General features: G+C 67.7%; 23 protein-coding genes. 7 read left to right on the plus strand and 16 right to left on the minus strand.

From position 1 onward, the window contains the following. The 14 genes from AB0M30_RS46955 to AB0M30_RS47020 all read right to left on the minus strand — a co-directional run. Window positions 1-286: hypothetical protein (locus AB0M30_RS46955; RefSeq protein ID WP_364599083.1), on the minus strand; the 286-nt coding region annotated here is incomplete at its 3' end. After that, window positions 283-669, minus strand: a complete 387-nt coding sequence (locus AB0M30_RS46960; protein WP_364599086.1) for a hypothetical protein — start codon at window positions 667-669, stop codon at window positions 283-285. The genes AB0M30_RS46955 and AB0M30_RS46960, both read right to left, overlap by 4 nt. Beyond that, entirely contained in the window at window positions 666-1,016 is a 351-nt protein-coding gene (locus AB0M30_RS46965) for a hypothetical protein (RefSeq protein ID WP_364599089.1), read from the minus strand. The genes AB0M30_RS46960 and AB0M30_RS46965 overlap by 4 nt, the downstream gene beginning before the upstream one ends. Next, entirely contained in the window at window positions 1,013-2,263 is a 1,251-nt protein-coding gene (locus AB0M30_RS46970) for a hypothetical protein (protein WP_364599092.1), read from the minus strand. Before AB0M30_RS46970 ends, AB0M30_RS46965 begins: the two co-directional genes overlap by 4 nt. Next, window positions 2,260-3,078 (minus strand): PD-(D/E)XK nuclease-like domain-containing protein, encoded by an 819-nt coding sequence (locus AB0M30_RS46975; protein WP_364599095.1) that lies wholly within the window; start codon window positions 3,076-3,078, stop codon window positions 2,260-2,262. Before AB0M30_RS46975 ends, AB0M30_RS46970 begins: the two co-directional genes overlap by 4 nt. Next, entirely contained in the window at window positions 3,075-3,659 is a 585-nt protein-coding gene (locus AB0M30_RS46980; protein ID WP_364599098.1) for a WhiB family transcriptional regulator, read from the minus strand. Before AB0M30_RS46980 ends, AB0M30_RS46975 begins: the two co-directional genes overlap by 4 nt. A 40-nt stretch (window positions 3,660-3,699) precedes the next feature. Continuing rightward, window positions 3,700-4,194: a hypothetical protein gene (locus tag AB0M30_RS46985; protein WP_364599101.1), complete on the minus strand. Its 495-nt coding sequence runs from the start codon at window positions 4,192-4,194 to the stop codon at window positions 3,700-3,702. After that, complete coding sequence (locus AB0M30_RS46990) at window positions 4,191-4,466, minus strand: hypothetical protein (protein WP_364599104.1); 276 nt, start codon at window positions 4,464-4,466, stop codon at window positions 4,191-4,193. The genes AB0M30_RS46985 and AB0M30_RS46990 overlap by 4 nt, the downstream gene beginning before the upstream one ends. 14 nt (window positions 4,467-4,480) lie before the next feature. Further along, a complete protein-coding gene (locus AB0M30_RS46995) occupies window positions 4,481-4,936 on the minus strand; it encodes a hypothetical protein (RefSeq protein WP_364599105.1) in 456 nt (151 codons plus the stop codon). 78 nt (window positions 4,937-5,014) lie between these two features. Further along, window positions 5,015-5,248 (minus strand): hypothetical protein, encoded by a 234-nt coding sequence (locus tag AB0M30_RS47000; protein WP_364599108.1) that lies wholly within the window; start codon window positions 5,246-5,248, stop codon window positions 5,015-5,017. Continuing rightward, on the minus strand, window positions 5,245-5,412 hold the full coding sequence (locus AB0M30_RS47005) for a hypothetical protein (protein WP_364599110.1): 168 nt from the start codon (window positions 5,410-5,412) through the stop codon (window positions 5,245-5,247). The genes AB0M30_RS47000 and AB0M30_RS47005 overlap by 4 nt, the downstream gene beginning before the upstream one ends. Then, window positions 5,409-5,537 (minus strand): hypothetical protein, encoded by a 129-nt coding sequence (locus AB0M30_RS47010; protein WP_364599113.1) that lies wholly within the window; start codon window positions 5,535-5,537, stop codon window positions 5,409-5,411. The genes AB0M30_RS47005 and AB0M30_RS47010 overlap by 4 nt, the downstream gene beginning before the upstream one ends. A gap of 89 nt (window positions 5,538-5,626) precedes the next feature. After that, window positions 5,627-5,887, minus strand: coding sequence for a hypothetical protein (locus AB0M30_RS47015; RefSeq protein ID WP_364599116.1), 261 nt, complete (start codon window positions 5,885-5,887; stop codon window positions 5,627-5,629). After that, window positions 5,884-6,123 (minus strand): helix-turn-helix transcriptional regulator, encoded by a 240-nt coding sequence (locus AB0M30_RS47020; protein WP_364599119.1) that lies wholly within the window; start codon window positions 6,121-6,123, stop codon window positions 5,884-5,886. Before AB0M30_RS47020 ends, AB0M30_RS47015 begins: the two co-directional genes overlap by 4 nt. A 135-nt stretch (window positions 6,124-6,258) precedes the next feature. Between AB0M30_RS47020 and AB0M30_RS47025 the strand changes: the two genes are divergently transcribed. The 3 genes from AB0M30_RS47025 to AB0M30_RS47035 all read left to right on the plus strand — a co-directional run bounded on the left by AB0M30_RS47025 (window position 6,259) and on the right by AB0M30_RS47035 (window position 8,334). Further along, on the plus strand, window positions 6,259-6,792 hold the full coding sequence (locus AB0M30_RS47025) for a helix-turn-helix transcriptional regulator (protein WP_364599122.1): 534 nt from the start codon (window positions 6,259-6,261) through the stop codon (window positions 6,790-6,792). Next, on the plus strand, window positions 6,789-7,172 hold the full coding sequence (locus AB0M30_RS47030) for a hypothetical protein (RefSeq protein WP_364599125.1): 384 nt from the start codon (window positions 6,789-6,791) through the stop codon (window positions 7,170-7,172). Before AB0M30_RS47025 ends, AB0M30_RS47030 begins: the two co-directional genes overlap by 4 nt. 337 nt (window positions 7,173-7,509) lie before the next feature. Next, on the plus strand, window positions 7,510-8,334 hold the full coding sequence (locus AB0M30_RS47035; protein ID WP_364599128.1) for a tyrosine-type recombinase/integrase: 825 nt from the start codon (window positions 7,510-7,512) through the stop codon (window positions 8,332-8,334). 165 nt (window positions 8,335-8,499) lie between these two features. On the opposite strand, the gene AB0M30_RS47040 is transcribed toward AB0M30_RS47035, so the two are convergent. After that, window positions 8,500-8,856 carry a hypothetical protein gene (locus tag AB0M30_RS47040; RefSeq protein WP_364599131.1) on the minus strand — a complete coding sequence of 119 codons (357 nt, stop codon included), beginning with the start codon at window positions 8,854-8,856 and terminating at the stop codon, window positions 8,500-8,502. A 1-nt stretch (window position 8,857) separates the two neighbouring features. After that, on the minus strand, window positions 8,858-9,478 hold the full coding sequence (locus AB0M30_RS47045; protein WP_364599134.1) for a helix-turn-helix transcriptional regulator: 621 nt from the start codon (window positions 9,476-9,478) through the stop codon (window positions 8,858-8,860). A gap of 142 nt (window positions 9,479-9,620) precedes the next feature. On the opposite strand from AB0M30_RS47045, the gene AB0M30_RS47050 reads away from it, so the two are divergent. The 4 genes from AB0M30_RS47050 to AB0M30_RS47065 form a co-directional block, all read left to right on the plus strand. Beyond that, window positions 9,621-9,860, plus strand: a complete 240-nt coding sequence (locus AB0M30_RS47050) for a hypothetical protein (RefSeq protein ID WP_364599137.1) — start codon at window positions 9,621-9,623, stop codon at window positions 9,858-9,860. Next, window positions 9,857-10,159: a hypothetical protein gene (locus tag AB0M30_RS47055; protein WP_364599140.1), complete on the plus strand. Its 303-nt coding sequence runs from the start codon at window positions 9,857-9,859 to the stop codon at window positions 10,157-10,159. Before AB0M30_RS47050 ends, AB0M30_RS47055 begins: the two co-directional genes overlap by 4 nt. Then, window positions 10,152-10,391, plus strand: coding sequence for a hypothetical protein (locus tag AB0M30_RS47060; protein ID WP_364599143.1), 240 nt, complete (start codon window positions 10,152-10,154; stop codon window positions 10,389-10,391). The genes AB0M30_RS47055 and AB0M30_RS47060 overlap by 8 nt, the downstream gene beginning before the upstream one ends. Then, on the plus strand, window positions 10,385-10,612 hold a 228-nt coding region (locus AB0M30_RS47065), incomplete at its 3' end, for a hypothetical protein (RefSeq protein WP_364599146.1). The genes AB0M30_RS47060 and AB0M30_RS47065, both read left to right, overlap by 7 nt.

The raw sequence follows: 10,612 nt of genomic DNA on the forward strand, positions 1-10,612 counted from the left end.
ACTCGGGGTCGTCGCCCTTGCTGGCGCTGGCGTTGAACACGGTGAGCAGCTTTTTCGCGTCGTGCGGCAGCAGCTCGACGACGCATTCCTCGTGCCCGGAATCCCAGATGGACACGATCGCCAACGCCATCGTGATCCGGTCCGTCGCGGCGACGGTCACGTGCTCGCGGTCGATCGTGAAGCGGACCCGGTTGTACTCCGGCAGGTCCTTGTCGACGCCCGCGTGCGGGAGCACCGCGGTGAGAGCTTGGCGTAGGTCGGCGGTGCCCACGGTGAGACTGGTCATGCGTTGCTCCCGACGTAGCGAAAGTTCTTGTAGGGCACGAGATCGACCGCTCGGGCAAACCGGCATCCGTCGCACTGGCAGCAGAGGTCAGGACGCTGCTCGCCGTTGAGGATCACCAACGTCGGGTGGTCGGCGAGCGCGGTTGCGAGCTGGTCGCGTAGCTCGAACCGGCTGAAGCGGTTCTCGCTGAGCTGCTCGTTCTGCTCGGCCTCTCGGCAGTCGCAGGCGAGGTGATGATCAGTGCACGCGTCATAGCGCGGATCGCTGGTGTCGCGCGGCGGCGAGCTCGTCACGGCGACGGGTTGGCCGCGGAAATGGACGATCGGGCCGACGAGATCCGTCGATGGGCGGGCGATGTGAGGCGGCATATCGGTATGCGTCATCGGGTGGCCTCGCTCGGGTCGCTAACGATGCGGATGATCGCCTCGCGCATGTACTCGCCCGCGTCGGTTTCGCGCTCCCACGACCGGAGTTCGACGGGATACATGCCGTCCTCCCGTGGGGTGCGGGCGGCGATGACGTTCGCGAGCCGCTGCTGCTCGATGAGCTCGACGAGCCGGTCGCCGAGATACAGCAAGGCGTGTGCGGTGGCGGCCTGCGTGACGGTCGCTGTCGCGACCGGGTAGTCGACGCCCCCGGACCCGGCCAGAGTCGCCGCCTCCGCCGCGGCATCGGCGGTTTCGGCGAGCAGCGCGGCGGCGATGGCGCGGTAGTTTCTGTGGTCGCTCACTGACCGGCCCTCTTCGCGGCGGCGTCGGCGGCCTGCGCCTGGACGAGGAACCTCGTCATCTGCTCGGCCTGCTCGGCGGTCAGATCCTCGAGCGTGGCGAGGTCGGGGCGGTGTATGGCGTTGCGCACCCATTCGAGCCGCTCGCCCTCGTCGAGCACGTTGTCTCGTCTGAGGGCCGCTTTGAGGGCCGCGATCTGTTTGGGAGAGGCCTTGACCGAGCCGTCTACCTGCGGCATGTCCGGTTTTTCGCCCTCCTGTGAGGCGGTCGCGGGCGCGGGCGGGTTGTCCTCGAGGTGCGCGAGGAACCGAATGGCCTCGCCGCGGGTCACCTCGGCGGGCGTTGCGATCTTGCGGCCGAGGAACCGGCCGATCTCGGCGAGAATCTCGGCGTCGTCGGTGATGCCTCGTTCGCTCATCAGTCGGCCGATTTTGCGCTGCTGAATCTTGGTCATCGGCGGATCGGCGGGCTCGGTCTGCTCGGTGTCTGCCTGCTGCTCGGGGGGTGCGGCCGCCTCGGCGGACGGTGTCCACGTCTTGACGGGTTCGGCCGGTTCGTCCGGGGCACTCGCGGCGGCGAGCGCCTCGGCTGGTGACACCCGTTCGGACTTCACGCGCACCGGCTCGGGCTCGCTCTCGATGTCCTCGACGGTGCGGGAGATGCCGAGCAGCACGTCGGGCGCGAGGCGGCGGCACACTTCGGCGGCGGCCTTCGCCCACAGCATGTTCTCGGGTTCGGTGAGGTACTTCTCGTTCCCGATGAGGTTGCCGTTCTTGTTCCGGGCGTATTCACCTGTGGCGGGGTCGGTCTTCGGGATATAGCCCGCCTGGTCGGCGCGCTCGATCGTCCATGTGCTTGTTTCCGTCTCGACGCCGTCGGGCGAGGTGCCGGTGAATACGACGCGCTCGGGGCCGGATTCGACCGTACGGAAGCGGAAGCCGCGATTCTTGAGCAGCGCGACCATGGTCCGGGCGTAGATGGCCGGCATACCGTGCACGGTGAAGATCTGCTGTAGCGACTGCAGCGGGTTCAGGCCGAGCTCGGCGCCGTGCAGAATCGCGACGGTCGCCGCTTTGGGGTTGCCCTGGTAGAACGTCGGGACCATCGGCGTCATGCAGACGGTGTCTGCGAACTTCCGCGCATCGTCCATGAACGACAGGTAGCGGCCGAGCATGGTGAACGGGTCAGGCCCGGCAGCGCTGACGAGGGTGCCCTCGGTCGGCTCGACGGTGGCGATTTCAGTGGTCACCGGCTGTACTCCTTTTTGAATTCCCAATTGGGTAAATCGATTTCGTGCGGGCCGGGTCCGTGGTCCGGCCATGCGCCGGACTCGCGGCAGGCCGCGTACTTGGTGAGCGCGCGTCGGGCGATGTCCCCGCCGAGGTCGACCACGCGTCGTTTGAGCCGGTGCACCGCGACGAGGTGCGGCGGCCGTTTCGCCACGGCCACGAATACGAAGTCGTCGAGCGGGCGCTCGGCCGCGGCGAATGTCGCTTCGTACCACCACTGTTGGACGTGGTAGCCGAAGCGGCGAACCTCGTCCTCGAAGTCGTCGGGGGCCGACGACTCGCACGTCTTGAGGTCTACGCCGCGGCGGCGGTGCAGCCAGTCGGTACGTGCGCGCATCATCACGCGAGTGAGCGGATCGCGGCCGTAGGCGCTCACCTCGGGGGTGCCTACGTCGAACAGCGGTCCGGCCTCGTCGTGTGTGAGCACGGCCTCGGCCATCGTCTCGACGAGGTCGATTTCATGGCTCAGCAGCGGCACCTCACCGCGGGCCCGGATCTCTCTTCGCAGCTTCTGGTTGGCCGGTTTCTTCCAGTCCGGTGCCTTCACCTCGACAATGCGCGGCCCCACGCCGAGGACGAGCGTGTGTGTCGCGGTGCCCTTTTCCATCTCGGGTGTCGGCTCGCGCACCTCGGGGTGTTCGAGCTCGTACAGCCATTCCGCCGGGGCGAGCTCGAGCAGGCGGCGCGCACCGCTCGACGACAGCGAACTGCGGTCACGGTGGTACACGTCCTCCGGGACGCCTGCGTACAGGCCGGGCTCGGTCGGGGCGGTCATGCCGCGTCCGTTAGGAGATCTGGCCGGACCGCGCGCAGCAGCTCGGCGGTTTTCCGGTTGATGTACTGCTGCCGGGTCATCAGCGAGCCGACCACGTTCTTGCTGAGTCCGGCTCGCTGGGCGATCTCGCGGTAGCTCCAACCGGTCTCGGCGTGCACGCGCTCGACGTGCTTGCGCACCGGCGCCGCGTCGACGAGTCCCTGCTCGCACGGCGGGCACCGCGTGACGGTGTTTTGTCGGCGCGTTTGGAACTCGCTGCGGCACTGCGCGCAGACGATCGAGCGTGGCTCGTGCGCGCCGCTCTGTTTCTCGGGAGGTTTGCGGCCGAGCCAGATGTGCAGCTGTGCCCATTCCCCTGCGAATCGGGTGTGGTAGCCGCCCGCGACGCCAGCGCGGATGTTGTGGCGTATCGCGTCGTCGCCGCAATCCCGCTGCACGGGGCAGCCCCAGCAGATGCGTTTCGCCTCTTTGGTGGCGGCGCTGTGGAGGTTGCGCGAAAACCACATGTCCGGGTTCGGGTGCTTGCCGCAGGCCGCGCGATGCCGCCAGTCATCCGCCGTCTGGTCCACGCCGCCGACCATCAGGCCACCTGGGCGGGCGGTGGTCCGGCGTTGCCGTCGATCAGCATGGCGACACCCCCGTGCGGACGTCGACCGCGTGCTCGTGCGCGACGTCCGGGTCGGATTGAGAGCCCGCCCGGATCGGCGCGGTGTCGGCCGGGATCCGGCCGGTGCCGCCGCACACGTCGCACCACGGTTGGCCCTTGCCGGTCGGGCCGCACGTGCAGCTGGGGCACGGCGTGCCCTCGTCCTCGTCGTACTCCTCGACGGTCTCGCCGTCGTCGGCATCGACGGCCGCCGGGTCGTCGTCCTGCTGCTCTTTGTGTTCGATCCAAAGTCGGTGCGGGGTCGACCATGCTTCCCTGGCGTACACCCGGACGATGGCGTTGTCGGGCAGCCTGGCAGCCGCGATGACGGCCGCCCGCAGCTCGCCGAGCGTGACGTCGGCGCCTACGTCTTCGGCCCCGAAGTAGGCGTTTACCTGTTGCACCGTGGTCCGGGTCGTCGACAGCGACAGTCTCAGACCGGTTTCGGGGTCGGTCGTTGTGCGCCTCATCGAGCCGACACCGCCTCTCGCGGGTCGGTGACGAGCACGCGGTCGGCGACGATCGCGGCGAAGTCGCGCACCTGAAACAGGGGCAGGTTCAGCCCGAGCACGAACTGCGCCGCGTATACGGCCTCGGTGAGCTCGGTCCACGCCGCGGGGTCGACCATCGGCGGCGGCGGCCCGTACGGGTACAGACGCTCGGTCTCCTCGCGCAGCGCGGCGGCCGGGGTCGGCGTGAACCAGCGGCGGGCGATGGCGGGCAGCGGCCTGGTTTCTGGCATGGCACGGCCCCCGATCACTTCGCCGCGATGGGCTCGGTCGGCGTCGGGTCGGCGCCATCGGACTCGGGATGCACGAGAATCGGGGCGAATTCCAGCGCGTGCTCGACGGCGCAATTGCCGGGCGTGCATTCGTCGTTGCACTCGTGCGGCGCATCGGCGGGCGCGGCGTCGGCCGTCACCGGGGCGAGGATGTTGTCGACCTGCTCGGCGAAGTCGTGCTGTCCGTACCAACGCAGGTTTTCCGCGAGCAGCGCGAGCCGCGCGGCGAGGTCGGTCGGCGGCGCGGCCACGCCGCGCGCTGCCAGGCTCGCGCCGAGCGAGGCGTACAGCACGCGGGCGTCGCCGGTGTCGAGGAACAGTGTCGTGCCGCCGCTCAGGCGGACGAGGTACTGATTGTGGTCGGGATCCCAGGCGACGCCGACGGGTGCGTGCGAGGCGATCGGGTATGTGACGGAGATGAACGAGCTCACGGCTGGTTCCTTTCGGGGCGGGGTACGTTGCTTGTGCCCCGGTCCCGACCGAGCAGCTTTCGGTCGGGCCCGGGTGCGTTAGAGAGGGACGTCGGCCGCTTCGAGCTCGTCGGCGGCCTGACGCAGGACGCGAGCGAGGTCGACGGCGGCGATCTTGAGTCGCGGGCGCTCGGCGGGCGGCTCGAGATAGAACACGGTCGCGCCGAACTGTTCCGGGTTATCGGGGTCGCGGCCGACCACGAGCGCCATCGCGCCGTAGCGGAGTGCCTCACGAAACTCCGGGCCCGGATCGAATTCGCCGTCGGCGCTCATCCCGGCCACCTGCGGGCGACGTTGTGAGCCTCGTTGAGGTGGTCGTTCATCTCGAGTGCGATCTCGCAGGCGGTCGCATCGGCGATTGCCGCCAGAGCGACGCGCAACGGCTTCGCGCGGCGGACAGCGCGGATGATGGTGAGCGCGATCAGGATTCGGGTCACGGCGAGACCGCCGTCGACCAGACCATGAGCGCGAACCACAGGGTGCCGAACGCGAGGATCAGCACGACGCCGCCGATCGCGCCGAGCAGTTTGCGAGTGCCGCGATAAACGTAGGGCAGATGCATCGCCTACCCCCGTCGCGATCCGAGGATGACGAGCGCACTGAGCCCGGCCGCGCCGAGGCCGCCGAGCACGACGATCGCGAACAGGGCGCTCACCGTGCGGCGGCTTTCAACTCGGCCATCTTGTCTCGCGCCCAACGGCCGTCTCGCTCCTGCTCCTCGGCGCGCTGCTTGCGGAGCTCGGCGGCGGCGCGGTCCGCAGCGCGGGCCCGTTCGTCAACCAGAGCGGACGGCGCCCGGCCCGCGAGCACGTCGCCGAGGTGCTGTGTGGAGTTGAATCCGAACCCGCGGGCGAATGCCTGTACGTCGTCGTGCGTGAGATCTGCGGCGCTGCCCAACTTCGGCGTGCTCATGCGCTCGCCTTTTCGGTGTCGTCGTCGGTGGCGACGAGCTGCTCGACGGTCGTTCCGAGGTAGTCGGCGAGCTTGTACAGCTCGCCGTACTTGAAATCGACCCGGCCGCAGAGACGCTGGCTCACGGCGGCTTGACTGATTCCCAGGACGGAACCGAGGTCCGTCTGCGAGGCTCGACGGCGAGCGGCAGCGGCGCGAACGTTCTCCGCTACTCGCTCAGTAGGTGATATGTCCATGAACGAGAAGCTACTCGCTGAGCAGGTAGCGCACAACCGTACAAAATGGTTTTCTTGTGTCTTGAGTCACCCTACGCAGCGAGTGAGCACGCCAAGACTGGTTATTTACGCGCTGAGCGGGTTGAATATCGGGGCATGACCACCTCTTTGCAGCTCATAGACGGCGATGGTGGCGAGAGCCCCAACGACGTCGTCGCGCGGCGCATCAGACAGGAACTAGCCGCGCAGAAGCGCCCCATGCCGCAAACCAAGATCGCGGCCCGGATCGGCATGAAACAGCAGGCGCTTTCGCGTCGGATGCTCGGTGAAGTGCCGTTCAATCTGAACGAGATCTATGCCGTGTGCGAAGCCGCCGGACTGGACACGTTCTACGTACTCACTGGGCGACGAGAAACCCCCCGTCCGGGTGGTCCGAACGAGGGGCTTCCGATGGATGTGCGCCCGGAGAGACTCGAACTCCCAACCTTCTGGTCCGTGCCTGACGACCTCTCTACCTGCGAAGAGATCGTTATCCCGCTCGCCGTTCCGGCGGCGCATCACTCGGCCGGTGCCGCTGCCTCGGAGGGCGGTCGCGGCATGATCTCGGCACCCGGAAACGGGTCGAATTCCGCCGATATCTACGGTGTTGACTCGTACGTTATCTCGGCGCGGGAGCGGTGCGCGGCATGACGATTCGCATCGACTCGGCGGAGCTGCGCGAGCGAATCCGTACGGCCGCGAGCGCGGCGCTCTGGGCCTACATGTCGTCGGCCGCGCCGGACCTCCCCGCGATCGACTGGTCGTTCGACGAGTCGGCGAGCTGTGGCGCTCAGGCACGCGGCTACGTCACCGATCTCGATCACGCCGACCCGGCGGCCGTCGCCGAGCAGTGGCGCGCCGCGCTCGGCATCGACGCCGAATTCGGCGACCAGGGCGACGGCACGTTCGAGTGTCTCGGCACCTGCGGTGATTACGGCGTCTATCTCTGGTACATGGCCGACCGGGCCAGGTGGGAACAGGGCATGTCCGACAGGCGGGCGCGACTCGCCGGAACGGATGGCGCGGCGTGAACCACCTATGCCATCATCTGGCTCAATCGCTCGGCTCGATCGGCCGATCGGGGGGACCCATGTACGGCGTGTTTCACGCTGCGTCTGCTCGGCCGTATGCTACTGCGAGGCAGAATGTTTGCCGTCAGTTTGCAGCAGTTGTACATGGCAGGGTATTGCCTCTCTTTACGTCTTACAAATTCGCCCATTTCGAGGCCAGCGCCCCGATTTGCCTGCCGCAAACCGGCATTCAGATTAGGGGTCGAAAGTGAGACAAAGAAAGCGTCCCATTCGTGAGAATCGAGGGATGAAACTTCACATACCTACGAGTTGGATTGTCCCGCTTCAGAATTACGAGGTGAACCTGCGTGCCGCCGGTCTCTCGGAGACAACGATCCAGCGCCGCACCAGCGACATGGAACAGATCGCCCGCGAGGTCGGCCCCGGCGGACCCGACACGATAACTGGCGAAAAACTGGTGCAATGGATGGGCGATCAGGTATGGGCGATCGAGACCCGGCGCGGCAGACGCAACAGCGCGCGCTCGTTCTGGAAATGGGCGGTAGCTGCCGGGGTGGTCACGGAGAACGCCGCCGAGGCGTTGCCGAAGATCGCGGCCGCCAAACCTAGCCCGCGCCCGGCGCCGGACCGGATCTATCGAGGCGCGCTGCAAGTCGCGTCGCCGCGGGTCCGGTTGATGCTCCGGCTCGCGGCCGAGATCGGTCTGCGCCGGGCCGAGATCGCCGTCGTGCACGTGGGCAACGATCTCATCGAGGGCGACGAGGGATACAGCCTCGTCGTGCACGGTAAGGGGAACAAGAAGGCGACGATGCCTGTGCCGGACGACCTCGGCAACCTGATCGCCGCGGGCGCACCGGCGCACTCGCCGGGCGAGGGACACCCTCGACGCGGGTATCTGTTCCCAGGTGCCGAAGATGGGCACCTCTCCCCGAGGTGGGTCGGCCGACTATGCGCCGAGGCGCTGGCGGCGGCCGCGTACGAGGGCGAGGCGCCTTGGACCGTGCACAAGCTCAGGCACCGGTTCGGTACTCGCGCGCTCAAAGCGACGCGCGACATCCTCGCCGTGCGCGATGCCATGCGGCACAGTAGCGTCGCAACGACGCAGGCCTACTGCGCCGTCGAGCAGGACGCGGTTCGGGCGGCGGTGAACGCCGCAGCGTGATCACGCGTCCCAACAGGGAACGCCCCGGCCAGGTGGTGACTGGCCGGGGCGTTCTTTTTCAGCCTCGATCACATCGAGGCGTCCCACAGTGTAGACATTCGGACAAACGACCAGGCTGAAACCACGCGCCCGTGTCCGGCCAGTGGGGTTGACGCGTTTGCGCAGCTACGCGGATACGTCGAAAAATGCCGCGTGCTGGGCGTAGGCGGAATCCGGCGTGCGCGGCGCCGCGAGAGTAGTGCGGTACTCGTCTTCGACTGCGTCCCATAGTGCGCCGTACTCCGGCAGCAACTCGCGCGCCTTCGCGATGCTCGGGTACGCCTCGGGGTCGAACGCGATGTGTCCGGGCCGGAAATCCATCCGTTCGTCCGGCCAGCGCCGCGCCGGCCTATCGGAACTCGTGTCGTCGATGAACATGACGACAGCGCGGTTCCCCCCCTCGCGCCGCCACGTCGCCGAGGCGGTGCCGCTGGTCGTGAGGTAGCCGACGTGTCCCGTGTCGAACTGCCGTCCGGTGCGCATATCAGTCCTCTCTCGGCCACTCGGTGAGCGGCCCATCGTGGGCGAGTACGGAATTCATCAAGCGGCCCGCGCGGTCCTCATCGCTGGCGAGAACGCCGTAGCCGTCGCCGAGCGGACCATCGGCCCATGTGCCCGTCCAACGACCGATGACGGCGCTCCAATCGGCGGCGATCAGCGGGAAATACAACACACCTCGGTAGAAGTGATCACGCTCGGTCGACAGATACGAGCCCATGAGCGAATGGTCGACGATGCGCAGAACACCCGACCATAGATAATCGCCCTCGGCGGCGAATGTGACCTCTCCCCCGGTGTGGCGCGCGGTGATCGTGTGCCGGTCGACGACGGGCATTCCGTTGCGACTGGTCTCCCAGGCCGCAAACCGGAGTATCGAGAGGTCGAGGCCGATCGGCACGAGGCCGAGCAACTCGTCGAGCGTGAGAATCAACGCGCGCGCCAAGCGGCGAATATTCTCCGGCCCGGGTTTCTGCGTGTTCTTTTCCCATCGAGAAATCTGCTTCTCGGTGACACCGACGCGGTCGGCGAGCTGCATCAGGTTGAGACCGAGCGCTTCGCGCCGTCGCTCGATGATCGGCCCGATAAGCGGCTCGTCCTCTGCCATGTTCGCCCCTGGTCCTCTCGCCGGTCCTGTCGATCATCAGCGACTTTACGCGGATTGCGTGTGCGAGAACAGCATGTCGGAGTATAGTCCGGTGACCGGACTAGGGGGCTGGTCCGGGTACCGGACTAGGAGGGCCGGACCCATGCACGTGAAGATCACCGAATCTCAAGGCGCAGTGCTCGCCGTACTCGAGCCGGGCGGAATGCTCACAATCGACCAGATCGCGCGGGCCGCGCAGCTGACGACGTACCGAACGCGATCGGCCGTTTCGGCGCTCAAGTCGCGCGGACTGATCTGCTCCGGCTCGGCGAGGATGGGCCGCTACCAGATCACCGACAGCGGGCACCGCGCGTACGCAGCACACGGGCGGGTGGCGCGATGACAACGCACCGCATCGAATCCGTACTCCTGTCCCAGTGCGGAGCATGGACAACGACCGACGGCACGACACACGGCCCGCTCGCTGAGGTGCGATGCCCCGACGTCGCCGCCGAGCGTTGCACCGGCCTCGCGCCCTACACGAGCACCGGTCGAATCGGTGACCACATCCACACCGGGCCCGGGCGCTGCCGCTGGGTCGGGAGCCCGGTGCTCGACGACCGGCACACGACCGCGCGCAGGCGGCTGCGCGTCGTCGACGGCGTGATCGAACTCGACGCCGAGGCGGTGAACCATGCGTAGCGTCGCCGAGCTGCTCGCCATATTCGGCGCCGACGACGACGCGAAACGTGCGCTCGCGCGGCCGGATACCGAACCCACGTACCTCGACCGGGCCGACGGCATCGTTGCGATCAGTGACGAGGGGTACCTCGACGAGGACGCGCAGCGCGGACCGGCCCACGGCCCCAGGCACAATCGCCGCCTCGCGCGACAGCTGTCGTTGAGTCACCGTATCGAGGCGGATCGATGGTGACCGATTGGGGGCACTTCGCGGTCGCCGCATGCCTGATCACCAGCGGCTTACTGGCCCTGCCCTTCGTCGTGTGGCTCTGGCCGCAGCGAATACCGCGCGGTTACAGCGTCGGCGAGATCCGCGCTCGCGTGCTCGCCGAGAGCGCAGCGCCGATGCATTCGTGCCACTCGGCGCCACGGCACCGGCTCGGCGAGCTCGAGGCGTACCGGACGCTCGGCGGG

The sequence above is a fragment of the Amycolatopsis sp. NPDC051716 genome, assembly GCF_040681595.1.
Taxonomy (GTDB): Bacteria; Actinomycetota; Actinomycetes; order Mycobacteriales; family Pseudonocardiaceae; genus Amycolatopsis.

Excerpts from the sequence above, each read along its gene's own strand:
- AB0M30_RS46960 (WP_364599086.1), bottom strand. The coding sequence starts at position 669 with ATGACGCATACCGATATGCCGCCTCACATCGCCCGCCCATCGACGGAT.
- AB0M30_RS46975 (WP_364599095.1), bottom strand. The coding sequence starts at position 3,078 with ATGACCGCCCCGACCGAGCCCGGCCTGTACGCAGGCGTCCCGGAGGAC.
- AB0M30_RS46980 (WP_364599098.1), bottom strand. The coding sequence starts at position 3,659 with ATGGTCGGCGGCGTGGACCAGACGGCGGATGACTGGCGGCATCGCGCG.
- AB0M30_RS46985 (WP_364599101.1), bottom strand. The coding sequence starts at position 4,194 with ATGAGGCGCACAACGACCGACCCCGAAACCGGTCTGAGACTGTCGCTG.
- AB0M30_RS46990 (WP_364599104.1), bottom strand. The coding sequence starts at position 4,466 with ATGCCAGAAACCAGGCCGCTGCCCGCCATCGCCCGCCGCTGGTTCACG.
- AB0M30_RS47000 (WP_364599108.1), bottom strand. The coding sequence starts at position 5,248 with ATGAGCGCCGACGGCGAATTCGATCCGGGCCCGGAGTTTCGTGAGGCA.
- AB0M30_RS47010 (WP_364599113.1), bottom strand. The coding sequence starts at position 5,537 with ATGCATCTGCCCTACGTTTATCGCGGCACTCGCAAACTGCTCGGCGCG.
- AB0M30_RS47015 (WP_364599116.1), bottom strand. The coding sequence starts at position 5,887 with ATGAGCACGCCGAAGTTGGGCAGCGCCGCAGATCTCACGCACGACGAC.
- AB0M30_RS47020 (WP_364599119.1), bottom strand. The coding sequence starts at position 6,123 with ATGGACATATCACCTACTGAGCGAGTAGCGGAGAACGTTCGCGCCGCT.
- AB0M30_RS47025 (WP_364599122.1), top strand. The coding sequence starts at position 6,259 with ATGACCACCTCTTTGCAGCTCATAGACGGCGATGGTGGCGAGAGCCCC.
- AB0M30_RS47030 (WP_364599125.1), top strand. The coding sequence starts at position 6,789 with ATGACGATTCGCATCGACTCGGCGGAGCTGCGCGAGCGAATCCGTACG.
- AB0M30_RS47040 (WP_364599131.1), bottom strand. The coding sequence starts at position 8,856 with ATGCGCACCGGACGGCAGTTCGACACGGGACACGTCGGCTACCTCACG.
- AB0M30_RS47045 (WP_364599134.1), bottom strand. The coding sequence starts at position 9,478 with ATGGCAGAGGACGAGCCGCTTATCGGGCCGATCATCGAGCGACGGCGC.
- AB0M30_RS47050 (WP_364599137.1), top strand. The coding sequence starts at position 9,621 with ATGCACGTGAAGATCACCGAATCTCAAGGCGCAGTGCTCGCCGTACTC.
- AB0M30_RS47055 (WP_364599140.1), top strand. The coding sequence starts at position 9,857 with ATGACAACGCACCGCATCGAATCCGTACTCCTGTCCCAGTGCGGAGCA.
- AB0M30_RS47060 (WP_364599143.1), top strand. The coding sequence starts at position 10,152 with ATGCGTAGCGTCGCCGAGCTGCTCGCCATATTCGGCGCCGACGACGAC.